We start from the raw sequence: 21,415 nt of genomic DNA, 5'->3' as shown, positions 1-21,415 counted from the left end.
TTGACCTATTTCAAAAGAATTTTAGCTATTTGTCTGAGCATGAGCTTAGTATCACCTATGGTTGCTTCTGCTGATACAAATACAGCTTCCTGGCTAAAATGGAAAAATACAAAACTCAGTGCACACCGTGGTGCACAAGTGGTCGCACCTGAAAATTCATTAGCTGGTGTACAAGGCGCAAAAGAACTTGGCTATGCCTTTATTGAAATCGATGTGCGTAAAACAGCAGACAATCAATATGTATTAATGCACGATAAAACAATCGACCGTACAACTACTGGATATGGTTCTGTCGCTAGTCAAAAATTAAAACAACTTCGTGTATATCATCTTGTAGATAAAAATAATAGGCTAACAACAGAAAAAATCCCAACATTAAAGGACGTATTAGCTTCAGCCAAAAAATATAATGTTGGCGTCAATATTGATGGCTCGAAAGGTGATTTCGGTGATCAAAAATACGCTAAAGGCATCGTGACCCTTGTCAAAAAGGCTAATATGTACAATAAAACATTTTTCGTCATCTCAGATAGTAAAGCACGTGCGAAATTCAATAAAAATTATCCAAATGCCACAATTTCATTTATCGGCAATCCTAAAAAAAGCGTAGCAAGTGATATTAAAAAGCTTAAAAAATACAAACATGCCATTTATACAACCCATATTAATAATCTTGATGCCGCGACAGCGAAAAAAATTCGTGCTAGCGGACTGCGTATTCATATTTATGGCGTCAATACAAAAAGTGCCTATAAACGCGCCAAAAGCTATAAGCCACTACTAGTCGAAACCGATAAACTGAAACCATAAAAAAAGAGAGCTCCCAATCGGAAGCTCTCTTTTTGTGTGCCATTCGGCAGCACTCTCTGTAACAACAAGAAATGACCTAAAAACGTTCGTTTAGACTTTTTCTTACTACCACAAAACGGTGATTATTCTACAACGTTGTGTAATTGTTTTAATTCATAATAGAAGTCGCCTGATTTACTACCAACGTTACCAGCGCGTAATGCTGTAGTGTAGTGAATAGTTGTTGTTACTTCTTTACCTTCAAATGTAGAAGTTGTTGTTAAGTTATTCATTTCTTCGCCATCAGTGATTTCTGGGCGTTTAACGTTTGTGTGACCTAATTCTTCTAAAAGTTCTACAGCTTTGTTTTCACGACCGATGTGGAACTCGATTAATTCAGGGATTTTTAAGTCGACGATTTGTTCTTTTTGACCTTCAGTTTTGATATGTGCAATGTACGTAATATCTAATTCCATGATGAAAAATCCTCCATCCAAATGTATAAGTTTTATTTATACTTATTCTATCATTTAATTCCCCCGCTTCACACTTTCAAAACTTACGCCACCGCATAAATTGCATCTAGAAAAAGAACAATTTCGACCTAAAGAGCGTTTTTGAAATTCGATATAGTAAAAAAGAACAAAAAAAAGAAGGAACCACCAAAGCGGTGATTCCTCTCTTTTTATGCTTTACGACGATTACGCTTAAATAACATAAACGCTGCGCCAATTAACAGCATCCCTACTAAGCTATAAAGCGCTACCTGCTCCCCTGTTTGAGGTAGTAGGCTACTTCCTGTTGAAGGTGCTTTATTGCCATTTGAACCATTCGTATTTGTATTGTTATTGCTACCGTTTCCTGGTGTGTTATTACCATTATTGTTGTTACCATTTTGATTATCTGAGTTATTATCATCAGAATCAGTGTCGCCATTTTGATTGCCGTTATTGTTATTGTCATTGTCGCTATCATCGCTATCCGGGCCTTCATCTGGCGTGTTGCCATCATTTGGATTCTCATCTACACCATCATCCCCATTATCCGGGTCTTCAGGGTCTGCATCTGGATCTTCTGGATCGGTTGGTTCTTCTGTTGCATCATCCGCTAATAATGTGATTGTTACGTCACATTCTTGTTTGTTTCTCATAACCTTCTTGTGAAATTTCAACAATTGTTTCTGGTTCTAATGTTGGGACCGCATTGTTTTCAAATTCAACAATACCTTTTCCCCCTACAATACCTTTTAATGGTGTTTCCGAGCCATCTTTAACAATGACTGTCGCACCTTCAAGATATGAAGATTTTGCAACGTCTACTTCAAATGTAGGGCAAACTTTTGGTGCTTCTTCCATTGAAACCGCTAATTCACATTCTTCTGTTTCGCCTACAACTTGGGCGATTGTTGTATAGCCATCTTTTGTAACAACAATTTTTGTATCTGCTGTAATACTTACATCTTCAAATGTTACCGTACCGTTTTCATCTGTCATTTTAGTATCTTCACCATATACTTTAACTGCAACATCTTTTAATGGTTGGCCATCTTTATCCGTCACCGTAAATGTGAAATCCGTACATGCTGTTTTTTGCATTGTGATAATCGTGCTACAATCTTTTGCAGCTGTTTTGCCAACGATCGTTGTCGCTGTTTCATAGCCGTTTTTCGAAACGGTTAAATTCGTACCAACTTTGATGACATCTTTATCAGCTTCTTTAAACGTTACTTGACCATTCGCATCTGTCGTACCTTTAACTGCTGTAAAAATATCCCGTATTTCTTAATATAAAAATGCTTTTTTTCTAATTTCAAATATGTTTTTTTATCATTTAAACCATTCGCTATACATCCTTATTATTGAAATTTATTATGTAAATTTTAAGAAGGTTTATTTTGTGAATTTTTTATAGGCAAAAAGAAGCTTTTTTTAAAAAATAAAAAAACCGCACAAATTGTACGGTTTTCGCTACTTTAATCTATTTATTTACTCGTTAAAAATTTACTCAATTTCTCAATTGCCTGTTGTTCATCTTCACCATCAGTTGTGAGCGTAATGCTTTCACCTGATGAAATGGCTAAACTCATCACTCCCATGATGCTTTTAGCGTTAATATGCTTGGTTTCTTTTTCAATAAAAATATCACTCATAAAGCTATTGGCCTCTTGTACAAAGCTTGCCGCTTGGCGTGCCTGTAACCCTGCTTCTAGCTCAACCGTTAGTTGTTGTTGGATCATTTCTTTCTTCCACTCCCCTATGACTATTTTAAATTTAGCTTTTGGCCTGCTCGTAATGAATCGGCAATCGAATCAATTTTACGCAGGCGATGATTAACCCCTGATTTACTAACAGTGCCCGTAGACACCATTTCCCCAAGTTCTTTCAATGTTACCTCTTGATGCTCGACACGTAAACGCGCAATTTCACGAAGCTTATCAGGTAATTGTTCAATCCCGATCATATTATCGATGAATTTAATATTTTCGACCTGACGTAGTGAGGCACCAATCGTTTTATTTAAATTGGCTGTTTCACAGTTTACAAGTCGATTTACACTATTACGCATATCTCGTAAAATACGAACATCTTCAAATTTCATCATAGCAGAATGCGAGCCCACTAGGCTTAGAAAATCGGAAATTTTTTCCGCTTCCTTTAAATACGTCACAAAGCCTTTTTTACGCTCAATCGTTTTCGCATTTAAGTCAAAGCCATTCATTAAATCGGCTAGTGCCTCACCGTGCTCGCGGTATAATGAATAAATTTCTAAATGATAGGCAGATGTTTCTGGATTATTGACAGAGCCACCTGCTAAAAATGCACCTCGTAAATAAGCGCGGCGTTTATTTGATGTATCGATTAAATCATGTGATATTTCATGGTTAAAGAGGAAATTACCCGATAAAATTTCAAGGCTTTCAAGCAACTCTTTCGCACCTTCACGCACGCGGCAAATGTACACATTATTTTTTTTCAAGCGCATTTTTTTACGCACCAATAGCTCGATTGGATAATCATATAAACGCTTTAAAATGGTATACATGCGACGAGCAATCGCTGCATTTTCCGTTTGCACATCTAAACTCAGTTGACGATTTGCAAAGGATAATGAGCCATTCATCTGGATTAGCGCAGATAGCTCGGCCTTGCAACTTGCGTCGTCCGCTTCAATTTGCGTCAACTCTTTTTTCATTTCTGAAGCAAATGACATATCGATTTCCCCCTTTCATTTTTACACTCGTTTTTCATTCGTATAGTTATATAGCCACTCGGCCACGCGTATCGCTTTATGACGGACTGTCCCGTTTTTCACGGTCGCAATGTCTGCTTGAATCACTTCAAGTCCCAGTCCTTCTAAGCGCTCTATATCGAAAACAACGGGTTCCGCACGTTCTTCTTTGTAATTTTCTTCTATATCATCCGGTACTTCCGAATGATTATTTAATAAAATGGTTTCAATAAAGGCTGTCCCTACATGATCATAAATCGCTTGCACATGATCTGCAGCTGTGTAATACGATGTTTCTCCGTCTTGCGTCATCAGGTTACAAATATATACTTTACGTCCACTCGCTGCAATGACAGCATCACGGATTTCCTTCACAAGGAAGTTTGGAATAATACTTGTATATAAGCTACCTGGTCCCACAATAATTAAATCCGCCTCTTCAATTGCTTCAATGGCATCTGGTAGAGGGCGCAGGTTTTCTTGCTTCAAAAAGACTTGTTTAATCTTTTTATGTTGTTTTGGAATAATCGATTCACCTTCGATAATTGAGCCATCTGTAAACTCCGCTAATAGCGTCATGCTTTCATTTACTACTGGAATGACACGACCATGGACGTTTAACACACGGCTTAATTCACGAATGGCATGCGAAAAATCACCGGTAATCTCAGTTAATGCCGTCAGCATCAAATTACCAAGTGAGTGGCCTTTTAGCGCTTCTTTTCCTTTAAAACGATATTGAAACATTTCTTCGACAAGTGGTTCTACCTCTGACATTGCAGCAATGACATTACGCACATCGCCTGGTGGTGGAATGTCATAGTCATCGCGCAGACGACCAGAGCTACCGCCGTCATCTGCTACTGTCACAATCGCTGTCAAATCAAGAGGATACTGCTTTAATCCACGAATTAACGTAGATAAGCCCGTACCGCCACCGATAATGACAGCTCGCTTGTTAGTTCCCATAAGCATTAGCCCTTTCTTTTCTCGACATCTCGGTGAGTAATAACCGTTGGTAACTCTTTTTCAAGAAGGTGCCCAAAATATTCCGCTAATGTCACAGAACGATGTTGACCACCCGTGCAACCAAACGCAATTACTAGTTGGCTTTTTCCTTCTTCTTGATAACGCGGTAGCATAAATTCAAATAGATCCGTTAACTTGTTAATAAGCGTTTGCGTATCGTCCATTTTCAATACATAAGAGGATACTTCCTCATCTAGCCCCGTCATTGGACGCAGTTTTTCAATATAATAGGGGTTCGGTAAAAAGCGCACATCAAATACGAGATCCGCATCAATTGGCATCCCATGCTTAAAGCCAAATGACATCACATTTACATTAAAGCTTTTCGACATTTGCGCTGAAAACTCCGTAATAATGCGCTCACGCAATTCTTTTGGTTTCATGCTTGATGTATTGTAGATGTACTGCGAGCGTTCTTTTACTTCTGTTAATAATTCACGCTCATGACGAATGCCATCTAATGGACGTCCTGTTGATGCCAATGGATGTGAACGACGCGTTTCTTTATAACGACGTACGAGTACCTCATCATCTGCATCTAAGAATAAAATTTTCGTTTCCACAATATCCTCATCCGCAATTTGATCAATCGCATCAATTAATGATGAGAAGAAATCGCCTCCACGTAAATCCATGACCGCAACCATTCGAGTAATGCCTTTTGTTGATTCTTTCATGAGATTGACAAAAGTAGGGAGTAATGTCGGTGGTAAGTTGTCGATGCAATAAAAACCTAAGTCCTCAAAGCTGCGTACTGCTACCGATTTTCCCGCCCCTGACATTCCTGTAATAATAATTAACTCGTTCGATTGTGGGTTTGGCATGTTAATTTCCATTCCTTTCGACAGACGTCTGAACTGTGCTATTTAGTAATTCATATTCTTCCGTATATGTGAATGTACCGTATTGAACACCAGGCTCATTTACAGCAAATAATAAATCAATTCGGTCGCCTTCATTCATTGGCAATGTTTCTAAGTCCTTCACGTCGCGCCATTCTAAAACGCCTTCACGTGTTTCCCCGTATGGTGTACCTTCAAGGTCATTTGCTAAAAATGTATAAAGCATCCACTCATTAATGACCTCATCACCGCGCTTGATAACCATTGTAAAAACACCTTTTAAATGTGCATCAATGGCCTTCGTACCAGTTTCTTCAAAATATTCACGTGTGGCTGCCTCAAAAATTGATTCGCCATCTTCCATTTTGCCTCCTGGTGCTACATACCAGCCGCGTCGTGGTTTTTTTAATAGAAGAACTTTTCCATCCTTCTTTACTAATAAGTTCGCAATTCGTTGCACAACACGACACCTCATTTCTCTATTGTTCTATCCTTCATTATACAATGGATAGCTAAAAACGTATATCTTTCGGATTGCGCTAGTGGCATAAAATGTCGCGAAAAAGGCCCTGAATACAAAAAAAGACCCCTTCTCGCGTGCGGTCGAGAAGGGGCTTACCAATATTCTAAAACTCAAAGGGGTTATTACATGTACTACTATAACTCATATGTGTAACAGAGCTGTTACGCACATATTTGAATTTTATTTCAACTATTTCAATTCGATTGCAAAGCCTACTTTTGTACGGCTAATTCTTCGATTAATTCTTCGATATATGCTTGTGCAGCTTGTGCAGCGATACTACCATCACCTGTTGCCGTAACGATTTGACGAAGTGTTTTTTCGCGTACGTCACCAGCAGCGTAAATACCTGCTACAGATGTTTCCATTTTTTCGTTAGTTGGAATGTAACCAGCTTCGTTTGTGATGCCTAGTTCTGCGAATGGTTTTGTTAATGGATTCATACCGATGTAGATGAATACACCATTTGCATCAACAGTTGATTCCGTACCATCCACTGTATTTGTTAATGTTACGCTACCTACTTTACCATCTTGTTCATTGATTTCTTTTACTGTGTTATTCCAAATAAAATCAATTTTTTCGTTTGCAAACGCACGATCTTGGATGATTTTTTGTGCGCGCAATTTATCACGACGGTGAACGATTGTTACTTTGTCAGCAAAGCGAGTTAAGTAAATTCCTTCTTCTACTGCAGAGTCACCGCCACCTACAACGATTAAGTTTTTGTTACGGAAGAATGCGCCATCACATACAGCACAGTAACTTACGCCGCGGCCACCAAGTTCTGATTCGCCTGGCACGCCCATTTTTTTGTACTCAGCACCTGTTGAGATAATGATTGTACGTGTTTTGTATTCTTTTTGACCAGCAACGATTGTTTTATATTCTTTGCCGTCTGTGATTGAAGAAACGTCACCGTATGCATATTCTGCACCAAATTTTTTCGCGTGCTCGAACATTTTTGTTGAAAGGTCTGGACCTAAGATTGTTTCAAATCCTGGGTAGTTTTCAACTTCCTCTGTATTCGCCATTTGACCGCCTGGAATCCCACGCTCGATCATTAATGTTGAAAGGTTTGCACGAGATGTATAAACAGCAGCTGTCATACCTGCAGGGCCTGCACCGATAATGACAACATCATAAATTTTTTCTTCTGACATTTCAAATTCCTCCTAAATAGTTCCTCTATACCCTAGATAGTATAGTATCTTTTCTTTTTTCACAACAAATCTGCCTAGTCAAAAATCGGCAGGAATTGCATAAGTTCATCTACATATTTGGTAAGTGTTTTCGTTGTGGTACCGTACCATTCGGCAATTTCTTTTTTCGTAACTTTTTCACGTACAGCATAAAACATGTATTCTGTCGCAGCAGCTAATGCCAGCGGATTTTTAAACGCATATTCTTCGTGCAATCCTTTTTCAAAAAGCACAAGCCATAGCTGTAGTAAAAATGTTGTATCCATTGTTAGCGGCTCATGTTGCGCATATAATTTTTCAAGTACTTCTACAGCACGATAAAAGTTTGCTAACGCCACATCCTCTGAAAAATCGTGGTTCATAGCGTACGCTAATAAAAGCTTTTCAATGGTCGAATAATTATCGATATTAATCAATGTTGGATGCGCTAGTAGCTCTTGCTTAAATGGTGATTTACCGAGTAAGAATAAGCCAAGTAAACGCTCCTGTAAAATTTCATGCTCTAAGCGCCCAACCAAATAATCGCGGTCGCTTAAAATATCGTCACTGTCCGGCACTTCCACGACATTTGCCCATGGTTCTAAGCCTTCTTTTGACGGGTCAATTAGCATCAATTCATCCCATACTTTATGAGATTCCTCTTCGCATCCTGAAAAATAGGCTGCATGAGACAGCCAGAAGTAATAACCCGTATCCCCAACATAGCCAAGCTTTTTCAAGCTACGAAGCCACTTATATGCTTGCTCATATTGGCCAATCAACGCCAGTGTCGCACCTAATTTGTAGCGATGCTCGACAAAATAAGGTTGTAGCTTTAACAAGGTTTCTGTTAAGAGATGTAATTCATCGGCATCATTTTGTTCATAATAAGACATCACCGTTAAGTTGCAAAGTGCATGAATATTGCCGTAATTGCCAATGAGCACCTCATGTAGCAGTGCACGTGCCTGCTCATGCTCGCCCTTATAAAAATACGCAAGCGCTAAATTATTATAGGCTGACCAAAAATCTGGATATTCCGCAATTAAGTTTTCCAAGATTTCAATTGCTGGTTCAAAGTCGCCCTTCTCCATTAAATGGCGTGCGCGCTCTTGCTCATAATTCTTCTCAGCAGAACCCTGACGATCCTCAAGTGGTTCTTCTTTTAAAAGCTCCGTCACAATCTCAATAATCTCTTCTGCCTCTTCGCGGTATTCACCAGCCGGTTCAATTTCTAAATAATGCGTTGCAAAATTAATTGCATCTTCTGCAAGCCCCATATTCGCCGAAACCTCTGCTAAAAAAAGCACCGTCTCCGGGTCATTTGGCTCCACATTATTCGCATGTCGTAACAGTTCAAGTGCCTCTAAAAACGATTCTTCTTCCATTTTTAAATAAGCCATCTGAACAAGAATTTTTGCATCATCAGGACTTAACTCTAATGCGCGTTTTAAATATTTTTTTGCTTGGTCAAAATGGTTCTGTTCCAGTGCTTTCATCGCCTTATGATAATAAAAATCACCTGTTGGGATGAACGAAACAACATTATTCGCACTAGTTTCCATCGTTGTATGATTTTTCTCCAAGAAATTTTCCTCCGAAAAGCATGAAGGAACGTCGTCGCGTCCCTGTATTTTAATTCTTTTAATTATAGCATACCTACGATTATAGCAATGTTTGCACCAGAAAAAAAGAAGCTTAGCTTATGCCAAACTTCTTCATTTCATTATTCATGTGAATCATGACGTTTTTCTAGGACACCTAAGACATCATATAAATCAACTTTTTGCTCTTTAAGTAAAACAAGCAAGTGATAAATCAAATCTGCCACTTCCCATTTTAATTCTTCTGCATCACGATTTTTTGCGGCAATAACCGATTCTGTCGCTTCTTCGCCGACCTTCTTACAAATTTTATCGACACCTTCATTGAAAAGATACGTCGTGTATGCCCCCTCTGGCATTTCAGCTGCGCGTGTATCAATGACACGTTTTAGTGTTTCTAAAATGTCGAGTGAGCCCGTCTCAGCAGGCTTCTCTTGAATGACATTATAAAAGCATGACTCTGCGCCCGTATGACATGCAGGTCCTGCTGGTAAAACTTCAACAACAAGTGCATCCTCATCACAATCCGAACGCATTGCAACGACCTTTTGCGTATTACCACTCGTTGCACCCTTATGCCATAATTCCTGGCGTGAACGTGAGTAAAACCACGTTTCCCCCGTTTCAAGCGTCTTGTTATACGATTCTTCATTCATATAAGCAACAGTTAATACTTCCTTTGTTTGCGCGTGTTGCACAACAGCTGTAATTAACCCTTTATCATCAAATTTTAAGCTCATCGTACAACGACCCCTTTACTACGCAAATAATTTTTCACTTCAGCAACCGATGTTTCCTTGTAGTGGAAAATCGATGCTGCAAGTGCCGCATCCGCATCTGCTTCCGTTAAAGTTTCATAAAAGTGCTCCGCATTCCCTGCACCGCCACTTGCGATAACTGGCACATTCACTGCTGCGCGAATTTCTTTTAGTAATGCATTATCAAAGCCCGTCTTTTCACCGTCTTTATCCATACTTGTCACAAGTAATTCCCCTGCACCTAATGCGACGGCTTCCTTCGCCCACGCAACGGCCTCTTTCGGGAATTTATTACGACCTCCATGGGTATAAATCATCCATGTGCCGTCTTCCTCACTCCATTTCGCATCGATAGCAACGACGATACATTGTGCGCCGAAATAATCCGAGCCTTCTTTAATTAATTGCGGATTTTGTAGTGCCGCCGAATTTACCGATACTTTATCAGCACCCGCACGCAGCATACGCGTCATATCTGCTAACGTACGAATACCACCACCAACAGTGAATGGAATCGATAACGCAGACGCCGTTTCGCGAACAACATCAACCATTGTTTCGCGTCCTTCATGCGTTGCAGAAATATCTAAAAATACAAGCTCATCCGCACCTTGCTCATTATAAAATTTCGCAAGCTCCACAGGGTCTCCTGCATCACGTAATGATACGAATTGAACGCCCTTTACAACGCGTCCTTCCTTCACATCAAGGCATGGAATAATCCGTTTTGTTAGCATTATTTCGCCCCCTCAAGTGCCTCTTCTAGCGTAAATCGGCCTGTGTATAAAGCTTTCCCGATAATTACGCCGCCAATTGTTGAGTCAGTTGCCGCTTCTTTCACCGCTTTAATATCCGCTAATGAGCTCATCCCACCACTGACAATCACTTCAGCACCTGTTGCAGCTGAAAGCTCTTTGTTTGCGGCAATATTCGGTCCTTGTAATGTACCGTCTGTCGCAATATCTGTGAAGATGAAATGCTTCGCGCCACGTTTCACGAAATATTTCGCTACATCCGTCGCTTTTTGGTCCGATGTTTCAATCCAACCATGGGTTGCGACCATACCGTCTTTCGCATCTAGGCCAATGACAATACGATCTGCGCCAAATTCTTCGATAAATGTTGCCACAAGCTCTGGCTCACGAATCGCCAATGAACCAATGATCACGCGGTCTACATCATTTTCTAAATAAAAGCGTACATCCTCAATTGAGCGAATACCACCACCGATTTGTACCTTTACAGGAAGCTCCTTTGCAACGCGAATCACGTCATTTGCATGCACGCGCTCGCCGTCCTTCGCTCCGTCTAAATCAACCATATGTACATATGTCGCACCTGCATCACTGAACTGCTTTGCCATATCAAACGGAGAATCCGCATAGACTGTTTCCTGCGCATAATCCCCTTTATATAAACGTACGCATTTACCGCCACGCATATCGATTGCTGGATAAATTTGAATTGTTGTCATCGTTAAGCCTCTCCCTTTTCAATGCCTTTTAGCCAAGCCGTTAATAATGCCACACCGCAGCTACCTGATTTTTCTGGGTGGAACTGCATCCCTGTAATCGATCCTTTTTGAACGATACCCGGTACAATTTCACCACCGTAGTCTGCATAGGCGACTAAATCTGCGTCCTCTAAATCCGTCGCATAAAATGAATGCACGAAATACACATACTCATTATCTAATGCTTCTTTTGACAGCCATACTGGGTAGCGTTTAAATTGTAAGTTATTCCATCCCATATGCGGTACACGATATGCTTCACCTGCAGCATCTTTCCCGCTAAATTCGGCAATGCGTCCTTTGAACAAGCCAAGACCTTTGTTGTCGCCTTTCTCTACGCTTGTCTCAAACAATAATTGCATCCCTAAGCAAATGCCTAATAGCGGTTTTTTAGTCGCGACGACTTCATCAAATAAAGAAACTAGATTCGTTTCCTCTAGACGCGTCATAGCATCCGGAAATGCGCCAACTCCTGGTAAAATTAACGCATCTGCTGCTAATAGCTCTGCCTTATCCGCAGAAATAATTACATCTGCACCAAGACGTTTTACCGCTTGCTCCACACTAAATAAATTGCCCATGCCATAATCGATAATCCCAATCTTCATCAAGTTTCCCCCTAGCCTAGCAAGCCTTTTGTTGATGGTACACCTTTTACGCGTGGATCGATTTGAACAGCATCATCTAGTGCACGTGCTGTCGCCTTAAACATCGCCTCGATAATATGGTGTGTATTGTGACCATACGGAACAATAATGTGTAAATTAATACGTGCTTCAAGCGCAAATTTCCAGAAGAATTCATGCACAAGCTCTGTATCAAATGTGCCGACCTTAGCTTGTGGTAGCTCTGCGCGGAATTCTAAATGTGGACGGTCCGAGCAATCAACGAATACTTGTGCAAGCGCATCGTCCATCGGAACGAATGCATGACCATAGCGACGAATGCCCTTTTTATCGCCAAGCGCTTGACGTACAACCTGACCTAACACAATACCTAAATCCTCCGTAGTATGGTGGTCATCGATTTCTGTATCGCCATTCGCTTTAATGACACCATCGTATAAACCATGCTTCACGAATAAATCAAGCATATGGTCCATGAAAGGTACACCCGTATCAACCGTAGCTTTCCCTTCACCATCTAGGTTTAATTCGATTTCAATTTGTGTTTCATTCGTTTGACGTGCAATTTTTGCTGAACGTGTCATCATTAGTCCTCCTTATTCCAGCCGCGAGATTCTACTGCGCGGGCATGTGCTTCTAAGCCTTCAAGTCGTGCAAGTCGCGCAATTTTCGGCGCATTCTCTTGCCATGTTTGTTCTGAATAATATACAACGCTCGTACGTTTAATAAAGTCATCTACATTTAAGCCTGATGCAAAACGTGCTGTTGAGTTCGTTGGTAAAACGTGGTTTGTACCCGCAAAATAATCCCCTACTGGCTCTGAGCTATAGCGTCCTAAGAAAATCGCACCCGCGTTTTTCACTTGTTCCATAATAGCCTCTGGATTTTTCGTGACAATTTCTAAGTGTTCTGGCGCTAATGTATTAATCGCGTCCACTACTTGTGTCATCGTTTCACCAACATAAATCGCACCATAATTTTCAATCGCTTTACGTGCAATCGCTTCACGAGGTAATGTTTGTAGTTGTTTTTCCACTTCATCAGATACCGCTTTCGCAAGCGCATCACTTGTTGTTACAAGTACCGCACAAGCCATCGGGTCATGCTCTGCTTGGGATAATAAGTCAGCTGCCACTTCATCAGCATGTGCTGTTTCATCCGCAATGACCGCAATCTCGCTTGGACCAGCAATCATATCAATCGCTACTTCACCGAATACTTCACGTTTTGCGAGTGCCACGAAAATATTCCCTGGACCGGTAATTTTATCGACACCGTCAATTGTTTCCGTCCCGTATGCAAGTGCCGCAATCGCTTGTGCACCGCCCATTTTATAAATTTCTGTTACGCCTAAAATAGAGGCTGCTGCAAGTACCGCTGCTGGTAGTTTGCCGTCCTTATCACAGGGCGTTGCAATAACAATGCGTTCAACGCCTGCTACTTGTGCGGGCACCACATTCATTAATACAGAAGATGGGTACGCTGCAGAGCCACCTGGCACATATAAACCAACCGATGCAATCGCCGTAATGCGCTGTGCAAGCCATGATCCATCTGCTAACGGTAATTTATAGCCATCGCGTTTTTGTTGCTCGTGATAATAACGAATATTCGTTGCCGCTTCTGTTAAATCGGCAATGATTTGAGGATCCATTGAAGCAACGGCTTCGTCGATTTCCTGTGCAGTTACACGTAACGTATCAAGTGCTACACCGTCCCATTTTTCACTATATGCCTTTACCGCTGCATCGCCCTTCGCTTTGACATCAGCTAATACTTCACGCACCGTACGAAGCTGTTCTTCATTGCCACCTTCTAACTGACGTTTTAATGAAATGTCTGCTGTTAATTGTTGAATTTTCATTGTTTTAGCCTTCTCTCACACATTTTTTCAGACGTTTTACAAGGTCTTGGATTCGGTCATTTTTCATGCGGTAGCTCGCTTGGTTTGCAATTAAACGCGATGATACATCGACCACAAATTCATACTCTACTAAGCCATTTTCTTTTAATGTTTGACCCGTTGATACAATGTCGACAATACGATCTGCTAGACCAATCATTGGCGCCAATTCAATTGAGCCATTTAAACCAATAATTTCGACCTGCTCGCCCTTTTCACGGTAATAATCTGAAGCGATATTTGGATATTTCGTTGCGATACGTGGTGCAATGTCGTTTAGCTCTGTATTTGGTAAACCCGCTGAAGCTACATGACATTTTGAAATATTTAAATCTAATAACTCATGTACATTACGACGTTCCTCTAACAGAACATCCTTTCCAGCAATGCCAATATCCGCTACACCATGCTCTACATACGTTGGTACGTCCATTGGCTTCGCTAAAATAAAACGAATATTTTCTTCTGGTATTTCAATCATCAGTTTACGTGACATTTCGACGTTCGCTGGTAAGTTGAACCCCGCTTCGATTAACATGTCATATGCTTCTTCAAAAATACGACCCTTTGGCATCGCGATTGTTAATGCTGTATTACTCATAGTGAAGTTCCTCCTTGACCAATGCGTACGACGTCGCCAAACTGTTCTTCAAATGTAGCTAAGTCATCTAAGCCTTCAATTGCTTGTAATGTTGTGCGTTTTCCTTGTGCACGCAGTGTTTCTGCTGTTTCTAATGCTTCTTTTAATTGTGTAGAGACGAATAATACAAGTACATCGTCTTTTTCGATTTCCTGCTTCGGCATTACTTCAACTAAATAATCGATACGCATTCCAAATCCAATCGCACCGACATCTTTACCAAAGTCACTTAATAAGCCATCATAGCGCCCACCATTTCCTAGTGAGAAACCTGACCCTGCTGCATACACTTCAAATAGCATCCCCGTGTAATAATTCATATGACTTGCTAATGTAAAATCGAATGCAATATATTTTGCAACATCTGCGATTTCTAAAATCGATGCTAGCTGTTCCATATAAAGTAGGGCTTGTTTTTCTGATAAGTATTTTGAAATTTGGCGAATACTTTTTAGCTCTGTCGCTTCTTCTAAGAAAGCAAGTAGCGTTTCCTCTTCACTACGTGGCAGACGATAGCGCGCAACTGCTTCTTCAAATCCTACAAGGTTTTTCTGCACAAGTAATTGATGTAATTCTTCAAATTGCTCATCTGTTTCAACATTTTTACGAAGAATGGCATCTAAAATACCGGCGTTTCCAATCGTAATTTTGAAATCTTCAATGCCTAATTGTTTTAAGAAATCAATCGCTGTTAAAATCACTTCCGCATCTGCATACACAGAAGAATCTCCGATAATTTCAATACCCATTTGACTAAATTCTGCTGGGCGGCCTCCTTCATGCTCCTGTGCACGGAAAACATTCTCAAAATACGCCAGACGCAACGGAATTTTTTCCTTCAATAATTTTGATGATGCAACACGTGCAATCGGCGTTGTCATGTCCGGACGAAGTACAAGCGTATTCCCTTGTGTATCGACTAATTTGAATAATGAAGATTCGACAATAGCCGACGCTTTACCGACTGTGTCGTAGTATTCAAGTGTAGGTGTTTTTAAAAATTCATAGCCACGTAACTGTAGAAATTCGCGCCCCTTACTGCGAACGGCTTCTTGCTTTTCAAATATTTTCGGGAATGTATCGCGCATTCCTAGCGGTTTTTCAAATTTACGAATTGATGACATGTTGACACTTCCTTATCCAAAATACTTTAATACACTAGAGTATTAGAGAACTAATATGTTGAAGATATTTTAACGCAATCATGTTAATTCGTCAACCTTATTTCAGATTTGATTGAATAAACAGACTATTTGAATCAAAAACGAGGTTATCTCCTCCTCGCTTCACGCTCTTCTTTCGTATAAATAATACGCATCGGATTGCCACCAGCCATTGCACCTGCAGGAACATCTTTATTCACTAATGTCATCGCAGAAACTACTGCCCCGTCGCCAATTGTCACACCTGGTAAAATTGTTGAGTTGGCTCCGATCATCACATTATTTCCAATGATAACATCACCAAGTCGGTACTCATCCACTAAATATTCATGCGCTAAAATCGTTGTGTTAAAGCCAATAATGGCGTCATCTCCAACTGAAATGCGCTCTGGGAACATCGTATCAGGTGTCACCTTCAGCGCGAAGGCTGTTCGTTTCCCTACCTTCATCCGAAGAAACGTCCGATACATCCAGTTCTTCCATGATAAAAATGGTGTAATGCGTGCAATTTCAATAACGATAAAACATTTAACAATTTTCCAAAAAGAAACCGTTTTGTATACCTGCCATAGCGACGTCGATCCTTCTACTGGATAGCGTGTCGTTTTACGCATGGCTTTTAATTCCTACGATGTCGTATAAATCCGTCATATCATGTAGGATATAATCCGGATTAAATTGCTCTAAATACGCTATACCTTTATATGACCATGCCACACCGGCTGCTTTAACGCCTGCATTATGCCCACCTAAAATATCATGTGAATTGTCGCCAATCATTAAAGTTTTTGATTTTTCAACACCAAGAAGCGCAACTGCTTTTTCAACTGGCTCTGGATGTGGCTTTGTATGCGTTACTTCATCCTGTGAAATAATAACTTCAAATAATTCCGTAATGCCCATTAAATCTAAGCCTTTTCGTAGTGTATCACCACGTTTCGTTGACACAACAGCTAAACGTACACCTGCTTCTCGCAACGTTACTAGCACTTCTTTTACATGTGGAAACTCTGTTACTAGCTCATCGTGATGCTCCTGATTCCATAAACGATACTCAGCTACTAATGACTCCGCATTAATTGCATCTACCTCTGTAAAAGATTCCATGAGTGTTGGCCCGATAAATTTCAAATAATCTTCACGTTGATAACGTCCTGGAAATTTTGGATCAATAACATGCGCGAACGTTTCAATAATTAAATCATTCGTGTTTAACAATGTTCCATCAAAATCAAATAATAATGCTTCAAAATTCATAAAGCGGCACCTCTCTTTTCTTTTCTTTATTATAACGAAAAAAAGAGCATCGCGTTATCCGCAATACTCTTATCATTTAATCTTTATAACGTACCTGTTTCATTTTTACACGACGATAAATAAAAACAATCACCGCGATTACTAGGGCAATTAATGAAACAAGCTGTGCTGTACGGAAGCCCATAATTAATAGACTATCTGTGCGAAGGCCTTCAATAAAGAAGCGACCAAATGAATACCAAATGACATACGTTAAGAAAATTTCGCCACGGCGGAGATTCACTTTGCGTAATAATAGTAAGACAATCAAGCCTAAAATATTCCACAGTGATTCGTATAAGAATGTTGGGTGATAATAAATACCGCCAATATTCATTTGATTAATAATCCAATCTGGAATCATTAAGTTTTCTAAGAATTCTTGTGTCACAGGGCCACCATGCGCTTCTTGGTTCATAAAGTTACCCCAGCGACCAAGAATTTGACCAATTAAAATCGATGGCGCTAAAATATCTGCCACTTGCCAGAAGCTAACCCCACGCTTTTTACAAAATACATAAACTGTAATACCGCCACCGATTAATGCACCGTGAATCGCAATCCCACCATTCCAAATTTGAATGATATCCCCAGGATTTTGACTGTAATAAGACCATTCAAAAATGACATAGTAAATGCGCGCGCAAATGATGGCGATTGGCACTGTCCAAATTAATAAGTCGGTTAAAAATTCATCTCCAAAACCGCGTTTTTTCATTTCGTTTTGTGCAACAAAATATCCGAGTAAAATTCCGCAAGCAATAATAATACCATACCAGCGGACATCAATTGCTCCTATTGAAAAAGCTACCGGATCAATTGCCATTAAAGCTAAATCCATGTTGTTCTCCTTTCACAACGTTACATATCTGATTTTTCTTGAATAACACTTTCAAGACGTTGTGTAAATTCTTCAGCCGAGTTAATTCCTAGATTTTTCAAACGATAGTTCATCGCTGCTACTTCAATAATAACGGCTAAGTTTCGTCCTGGACGCACCGGAATCGTTAACTTTGTCAGTTCTGTATCAAGGACTTTCATCGTTTGTGTTTCTAGGCCTAGTCGGTCATATGTTTTTTCAGCATCCCATAGTTCTAAATCAATGACAAGCGAAATACGCTTATTACGACGTACGGCACTAGCACCAAACATTGTCATAATATTAATTAAACCAATTCCACGAATCTCTAACATATGGTCAATTAACTTTGGTGCATTGCCAACCAACATATTTTCCGATTCTTGACGGATTTCTACGCAATCGTCCGCCACCAAGCGATGGCCTTTTTTTACAAGCTCTAGCGCCGTTTCACTTTTACCTACGCCGCTTTTACCTGTTAATAAAACACCAATACCATAAATATCAACTAGCACCCCATGTACTGCTGTCATCGGTGCAAGACGACTTTCCAAATAGTTTGTTAACATACTTGAAAATCGTGTCGTTTTTAACTTTGTCATTAATACAGGAACATGATTTGCCTCTGAAGCTTCAATCAACTCTTTTGGCACTTCCATGTTATGTGAAATAATAATTGCCGGTGTATTTGCGGCACATAATTGATTCATACGGTCACGCTTCGCTTCAACCGATAATGTATTAAAAAATGATAACTCTGATTTTCCTAACAACTGTACGCGTTCGGCCGGATAATGATGAAAGTATCCTGCCATCTCTAACCCTGGACGTGAAATATCACTTGTTAAAATGTGACGACCAATACCTTCTTCTCCGCTTTCTAGCGTCAAATCAAACATTTCCATTACATCTTTTGTACTCACTTGATCCACTTCATACACACTCCTCTCATACCTTCCTATTTTAGCAACCTAACACATAAAAAGAAACTGTTCCAAACGCGTAACTTTGCGTTAAGAGCAGTTTCGTAGAACACTTATTTTTTTTCAGCCAACCATTTCGCTAAAGTATCTGCTTCCTCATCTTTTACAAGACCTGCTGGCATGCCGCCTTTTGTACCTTCTTTAATAATTTTCGCAATTTCCTCTTCTGATTTTTCAGCACCAATTTTAGTAAGTGCAGGTGCTGAGCCACCTTCTAAGTTTTTACCGTGACACCCCATACATTTTTGCTCTGCTAATTGCGCTGCATCCGGTTCTGCTGAAGTACCATTTTCTTTTCCTGATTCATCACTACTTCCACATGCTGCTAACAATAGTGATGCTCCCATCATGACGCCAAAAAATGCTTTTTTCAATGTGACTCCCCCTCCAATTATTAATCCTTGCAGTCGCTTTCAGTATAGCATGAAATCTACCTAGTGAACTTGCTTTGCCCACTTATTCGCCTCATAATGCATGCGTAAAATAGCACTTGCCGGTACTTCTATTTGCTGCGCAAATTGACGAATACGCTCGATTTCCATATTTTCTAACGAAATAACAAGTTGTAAATAAGGCTGTAATGGCGTAGCTTCTCCATTAAGCGTTGCAACAACACCTTCTGACAATGGCAACTGCTCTAAAATTTGATGCAACGGTCGCCCTAAAATAACATCTATCAACGAAAACATACCGATTAAAAAATATTCCGAATGCAATTTCCCACCATTATAGCGCGCTAGTGATTCACACATTTTTGCACGAATTAATGACGTCCGCATCACTTCCTCCATACGCCCCGAAACTTTCGTGTCCCGCATTTCTCGATACGTTAAAATATGCAACCACTGCTGTAAATCACGTAGTCCAAGTGAAATAATCGCCTCTTTAATCGAACGTACTTTATTCAAACGTCGTTTAGGGGAACTATTAATCAATTTTAATAATTTATAAGATAAAGACATATCACACTCGATTGTTTCTGCTAAGTCATTAATGTCTGGATCTGTTTCACGTAAAAGAGCGATCACACGGTAATACTGTAAAATGTTCGCAGGAATTTCCTGCGTCACAATAATCTGTGGACGTTTAAAAAAATAGCCTTGGAATAACTTATAACCATGTCTACGCGCCCATGTATATTCTTCAACAGTCTCTACTTTTTCAGCTAATAATGTAATATGCGGATAATAGCTGCGCACTAAATATTCTATTTTTAGGCGTTCCTCCTCAGATGCAAGTAAGAAATCCACCTTAATAATATCAACATACTTAAAAATTTCAGATTCTAGTAAATCATCGTTTAATAAAAAATCATCTAATGCGATACGATATCCTAAACCCTTTAATTCCTGCACACGCTCGATAATATCCACTGTAATGACGATATCTTCTAGTAGTTCAACAACGACAAGTTGGGCTGAAAGTTGCTCAAATATGGGGCTCATCAAAAGATTCTCTGTGAAGTTAATAAAGCATGGCCGTCCTTGCGACAATTCGTCTACACCAAATGAAACAAACGTTTTCGCAATGACATCATAAGTAGCTACATCTGCATCTGGCATCTCAAAATAATTTTTTTCATTATGGCGATACAGTAGTTCATACGCATACACTTGCTCTAACTCATCAAAAATCGGTTGCCTCCCAATATACGCTTCCAAAAGCAGCCTCCCCCTCTAACGTTGTTTCCCATTATTTTACACAAAAAAATAGCTGTAGGAAACGTATTCCCTACAGCCTTAAAAAATATGCTTATTTCTTTGAAAATTTTGCTTTAATCGCAGCAATCAAAGCTGGTAAAACCGAGATAAAAATAATCGCTAAAACAACAATTGAGAAATTATCCTTCACAATCGGAATATTACCGAAGAAGTAACCCGCTAATACGCAAACTGCTGTCCATAATGCTCCACCGATAATATTATACATAAGGAAGTAGCGATAATTCATACGACTAGCGCCTGCTACAAATGGAATGAAGGTACGGATAAAAGGCATAAAGCGCGCAATTAAAACTGTTTTACCACCATGTTTATTGAAAAATAGTTGTGCTTTTTCAACGTTTTCTTGGCTAATAAAACGCCCTAAAAAACTTCCTGGCTTGATTGTTGTTCCAACACGTTTCCCAATTTCAAAATTCAAGCTGTCGCCTAACACTGCTGCAACGAAAAATGTTAGCAACACGAGTGGTAATTTTAACCCACCTATAGCTGCTAAAGCACCGCTTGCAAATAATAATGAATCACCAGGCAAGAATGGGAAAATAACGACGCCGGTTTCAATAAAGACGATTAAAAACATCAATCCATATGTCCAGAAACCAAAGTCTTTAATCAATTCAACTAAATGTTCATCAATATGCATAATAAAGTCGAATAAAAATTTAATAATATCCAAATTTGTCACTCACAATCTTTCAAAATACGTAATGTATCATACGCCTATTGCTACTTACAAGCAACGTTTTATTGCTTTTAA

26 protein-coding genes are annotated in these 21,415 nt (G+C 39.8%); 1 reads left to right on the top strand and 25 read right to left on the bottom strand.

From position 1 onward, the window contains the following. The gene (locus QI30_RS14250; protein ID WP_126991270.1) at positions 1-810 is read left to right on the top strand and encodes a glycerophosphodiester phosphodiesterase family protein; all 810 of its coding nucleotides are present in this window, start codon (positions 1-3) and stop codon (positions 808-810) included. A gap of 122 nt (positions 811-932) precedes the next feature. Here the strand turns inward: QI30_RS14250 and QI30_RS14245 are convergent, their stop codons facing one another. The 25 genes from QI30_RS14245 to QI30_RS14125 all read right to left on the bottom strand — a co-directional run bounded on the left by QI30_RS14245 (position 933) and on the right by QI30_RS14125 (position 21,334). Then, positions 933-1,265 carry a hypothetical protein gene (locus QI30_RS14245; protein WP_126991269.1) on the bottom strand — a complete coding sequence of 111 codons (333 nt, stop codon included), beginning with the start codon at positions 1,263-1,265 and terminating at the stop codon, positions 933-935. Between the two features lie 209 nt (positions 1,266-1,474). Next, complete coding sequence (locus QI30_RS14240; protein WP_126991268.1) at positions 1,475-1,939, bottom strand: LPXTG cell wall anchor domain-containing protein; 465 nt, start codon at positions 1,937-1,939, stop codon at positions 1,475-1,477. Continuing rightward, a complete protein-coding gene (locus QI30_RS14235; protein WP_126991267.1) occupies positions 1,917-2,384 on the bottom strand; it encodes a carboxypeptidase-like regulatory domain-containing protein in 468 nt (155 codons plus the stop codon). Before QI30_RS14235 ends, QI30_RS14240 begins: the two co-directional genes overlap by 23 nt. Before the next feature lie 386 nt (positions 2,385-2,770). Continuing rightward, the gene (locus QI30_RS14230; RefSeq protein ID WP_126991266.1) at positions 2,771-3,025 is read right to left on the bottom strand and encodes an HPr family phosphocarrier protein; all 255 of its coding nucleotides are present in this window, start codon (positions 3,023-3,025) and stop codon (positions 2,771-2,773) included. Positions 3,026-3,048: 23 nt separating this feature from the next. Beyond that, positions 3,049-3,999, bottom strand: a complete 951-nt coding sequence (gene whiA / locus QI30_RS14225; RefSeq protein ID WP_126991265.1) for a DNA-binding protein WhiA — start codon at positions 3,997-3,999, stop codon at positions 3,049-3,051. 21 nt (positions 4,000-4,020) lie between these two features. Continuing rightward, positions 4,021-4,986 (bottom strand): gluconeogenesis factor YvcK family protein, encoded by a 966-nt coding sequence (locus tag QI30_RS14220; RefSeq protein WP_126991264.1) that lies wholly within the window; start codon positions 4,984-4,986, stop codon positions 4,021-4,023. Between the two features lie 5 nt (positions 4,987-4,991). Then, positions 4,992-5,870: an RNase adapter RapZ gene (rapZ, locus tag QI30_RS14215; protein ID WP_126991263.1), complete on the bottom strand. Its 879-nt coding sequence runs from the start codon at positions 5,868-5,870 to the stop codon at positions 4,992-4,994. A gap of 1 nt (position 5,871) precedes the next feature. Next, positions 5,872-6,348 carry an NUDIX hydrolase gene (locus QI30_RS14210; protein WP_126991262.1) on the bottom strand — a complete coding sequence of 159 codons (477 nt, stop codon included), beginning with the start codon at positions 6,346-6,348 and terminating at the stop codon, positions 5,872-5,874. A 275-nt stretch (positions 6,349-6,623) separates the two neighbouring features. Further along, positions 6,624-7,574, bottom strand: a complete 951-nt coding sequence (trxB, locus tag QI30_RS14205; RefSeq protein ID WP_126991261.1) for a thioredoxin-disulfide reductase — start codon at positions 7,572-7,574, stop codon at positions 6,624-6,626. Positions 7,575-7,648: 74 nt separating this feature from the next. After that, positions 7,649-9,178 (bottom strand): tetratricopeptide repeat protein, encoded by a 1,530-nt coding sequence (locus QI30_RS14200; protein ID WP_126991260.1) that lies wholly within the window; start codon positions 9,176-9,178, stop codon positions 7,649-7,651. Positions 9,179-9,318: 140 nt separating this feature from the next. Further along, on the bottom strand, positions 9,319-9,936 hold the full coding sequence (gene hisIE / locus QI30_RS14195) for a bifunctional phosphoribosyl-AMP cyclohydrolase/phosphoribosyl-ATP diphosphatase HisIE (RefSeq protein ID WP_126991259.1): 618 nt from the start codon (positions 9,934-9,936) through the stop codon (positions 9,319-9,321). Then, positions 9,933-10,691: an imidazole glycerol phosphate synthase subunit HisF gene (gene hisF, locus QI30_RS14190; protein ID WP_126991258.1), complete on the bottom strand. Its 759-nt coding sequence runs from the start codon at positions 10,689-10,691 to the stop codon at positions 9,933-9,935. Before hisF ends, hisIE begins: the two co-directional genes overlap by 4 nt. Beyond that, a complete protein-coding gene (hisA, locus tag QI30_RS14185) occupies positions 10,691-11,428 on the bottom strand; it encodes a 1-(5-phosphoribosyl)-5-[(5-phosphoribosylamino)methylideneamino]imidazole-4-carboxamide isomerase (protein ID WP_126991257.1) in 738 nt (245 codons plus the stop codon). Before hisA ends, hisF begins: the two co-directional genes overlap by 1 nt. 2 nt (positions 11,429-11,430) lie before the next feature. Then, the gene (gene hisH, locus QI30_RS14180) at positions 11,431-12,075 is read right to left on the bottom strand and encodes an imidazole glycerol phosphate synthase subunit HisH (protein WP_126991256.1); all 645 of its coding nucleotides are present in this window, start codon (positions 12,073-12,075) and stop codon (positions 11,431-11,433) included. Positions 12,076-12,086: 11 nt separating this feature from the next. Continuing rightward, positions 12,087-12,677 (bottom strand): imidazoleglycerol-phosphate dehydratase HisB, encoded by a 591-nt coding sequence (gene hisB / locus QI30_RS14175; protein WP_126991255.1) that lies wholly within the window; start codon positions 12,675-12,677, stop codon positions 12,087-12,089. Positions 12,678-12,679: 2 nt separating this feature from the next. Next, positions 12,680-13,957: a histidinol dehydrogenase gene (hisD, locus tag QI30_RS14170; protein WP_126991254.1), complete on the bottom strand. Its 1,278-nt coding sequence runs from the start codon at positions 13,955-13,957 to the stop codon at positions 12,680-12,682. Positions 13,958-13,961: 4 nt separating this feature from the next. Beyond that, the gene (hisG, locus tag QI30_RS14165; protein WP_126991253.1) at positions 13,962-14,597 is read right to left on the bottom strand and encodes an ATP phosphoribosyltransferase; all 636 of its coding nucleotides are present in this window, start codon (positions 14,595-14,597) and stop codon (positions 13,962-13,964) included. Beyond that, positions 14,594-15,760 carry an ATP phosphoribosyltransferase regulatory subunit gene (locus QI30_RS14160; RefSeq protein ID WP_126991252.1) on the bottom strand — a complete coding sequence of 389 codons (1,167 nt, stop codon included), beginning with the start codon at positions 15,758-15,760 and terminating at the stop codon, positions 14,594-14,596. Before QI30_RS14160 ends, hisG begins: the two co-directional genes overlap by 4 nt. 146 nt (positions 15,761-15,906) lie before the next feature. Continuing rightward, on the bottom strand, positions 15,907-16,413 hold the full coding sequence (locus QI30_RS14155; protein WP_126991251.1) for an acyltransferase: 507 nt from the start codon (positions 16,411-16,413) through the stop codon (positions 15,907-15,909). After that, a complete protein-coding gene (gene ppaX / locus QI30_RS14150) occupies positions 16,406-17,056 on the bottom strand; it encodes a pyrophosphatase PpaX (protein ID WP_126991250.1) in 651 nt (216 codons plus the stop codon). The genes QI30_RS14155 and ppaX overlap by 8 nt, the downstream gene beginning before the upstream one ends. 76 nt (positions 17,057-17,132) lie before the next feature. Next, positions 17,133-17,936: a prolipoprotein diacylglyceryl transferase gene (gene lgt / locus QI30_RS14145; RefSeq protein WP_126991249.1), complete on the bottom strand. Its 804-nt coding sequence runs from the start codon at positions 17,934-17,936 to the stop codon at positions 17,133-17,135. Positions 17,937-17,956: 20 nt separating this feature from the next. Beyond that, positions 17,957-18,886 (bottom strand): HPr(Ser) kinase/phosphatase, encoded by a 930-nt coding sequence (gene hprK, locus QI30_RS14140; protein ID WP_126991248.1) that lies wholly within the window; start codon positions 18,884-18,886, stop codon positions 17,957-17,959. A gap of 104 nt (positions 18,887-18,990) precedes the next feature. After that, complete coding sequence (gene cccB, locus QI30_RS14135) at positions 18,991-19,311, bottom strand: cytochrome c551 (RefSeq protein WP_126991247.1); 321 nt, start codon at positions 19,309-19,311, stop codon at positions 18,991-18,993. 60 nt (positions 19,312-19,371) lie between these two features. Further along, positions 19,372-20,598 (bottom strand): EAL and HDOD domain-containing protein, encoded by a 1,227-nt coding sequence (locus QI30_RS14130; protein ID WP_126991246.1) that lies wholly within the window; start codon positions 20,596-20,598, stop codon positions 19,372-19,374. 91 nt (positions 20,599-20,689) lie between these two features. Beyond that, complete coding sequence (locus QI30_RS14125; protein ID WP_126991245.1) at positions 20,690-21,334, bottom strand: VTT domain-containing protein; 645 nt, start codon at positions 21,332-21,334, stop codon at positions 20,690-20,692. Positions 21,335-21,415: the final 81 nt, after the last annotated feature.

This window comes from Candidatus Kurthia intestinigallinarum (assembly GCF_003991225.1).
Classification (GTDB): domain Bacteria; phylum Bacillota; class Bacilli; order Bacillales_A; family Planococcaceae; genus Kurthia; species Kurthia populi.
Note: the sequence above shows the minus strand (reverse complement) of the source record. Positions and strands in the feature narration are given on the sequence as shown.

Bases quoted from the DNA above. Each gene is read 5' to 3' on its own strand.
- hisG (WP_126991253.1), bottom strand. From the start codon at position 14,597: ATGAGTAATACAGCATTAACAATCGCGATGCCAAAGGGTCGTATTTTT.
- hisF (WP_126991258.1), bottom strand. From the start codon at position 10,691: ATGCTAACAAAACGGATTATTCCATGCCTTGATGTGAAGGAAGGACGC.
- QI30_RS14220 (WP_126991264.1), bottom strand. From the start codon at position 4,986: ATGGGAACTAACAAGCGAGCTGTCATTATCGGTGGCGGTACGGGCTTA.
- hisH (WP_126991256.1), bottom strand. From the start codon at position 12,075: ATGAAGATTGGGATTATCGATTATGGCATGGGCAATTTATTTAGTGTG.
- trxB (WP_126991261.1), bottom strand. From the start codon at position 7,574: ATGTCAGAAGAAAAAATTTATGATGTTGTCATTATCGGTGCAGGCCCT.
- hisD (WP_126991254.1), bottom strand. From the start codon at position 13,957: ATGAAAATTCAACAATTAACAGCAGACATTTCATTAAAACGTCAGTTA.
- whiA (WP_126991265.1), bottom strand. From the start codon at position 3,999: ATGTCATTTGCTTCAGAAATGAAAAAAGAGTTGACGCAAATTGAAGCG.
- QI30_RS14160 (WP_126991252.1), bottom strand. From the start codon at position 15,760: ATGTCATCAATTCGTAAATTTGAAAAACCGCTAGGAATGCGCGATACA.
- rapZ (WP_126991263.1), bottom strand. From the start codon at position 5,870: ATGCCAAACCCACAATCGAACGAGTTAATTATTATTACAGGAATGTCA.
- QI30_RS14230 (WP_126991266.1), bottom strand. From the start codon at position 3,025: ATGATCCAACAACAACTAACGGTTGAGCTAGAAGCAGGGTTACAGGCA.
- QI30_RS14245 (WP_126991269.1), bottom strand. From the start codon at position 1,265: ATGGAATTAGATATTACGTACATTGCACATATCAAAACTGAAGGTCAA.
- QI30_RS14240 (WP_126991268.1), bottom strand. From the start codon at position 1,939: ATGAGAAACAAACAAGAATGTGACGTAACAATCACATTATTAGCGGAT.
- hisA (WP_126991257.1), bottom strand. From the start codon at position 11,428: ATGACAACAATTCAAATTTATCCAGCAATCGATATGCGTGGCGGTAAA.
- QI30_RS14235 (WP_126991267.1), bottom strand. From the start codon at position 2,384: ATGCAAAAAACAGCATGTACGGATTTCACATTTACGGTGACGGATAAA.
- hisB (WP_126991255.1), bottom strand. From the start codon at position 12,677: ATGACACGTTCAGCAAAAATTGCACGTCAAACGAATGAAACACAAATT.
- lgt (WP_126991249.1), bottom strand. From the start codon at position 17,936: ATGGATTTAGCTTTAATGGCAATTGATCCGGTAGCTTTTTCAATAGGA.
- ppaX (WP_126991250.1), bottom strand. From the start codon at position 17,056: ATGAATTTTGAAGCATTATTATTTGATTTTGATGGAACATTGTTAAAC.
- QI30_RS14155 (WP_126991251.1), bottom strand. From the start codon at position 16,413: ATGCGTAAAACGACACGCTATCCAGTAGAAGGATCGACGTCGCTATGG.
- hisIE (WP_126991259.1), bottom strand. From the start codon at position 9,936: ATGAGCTTAAAATTTGATGATAAAGGGTTAATTACAGCTGTTGTGCAA.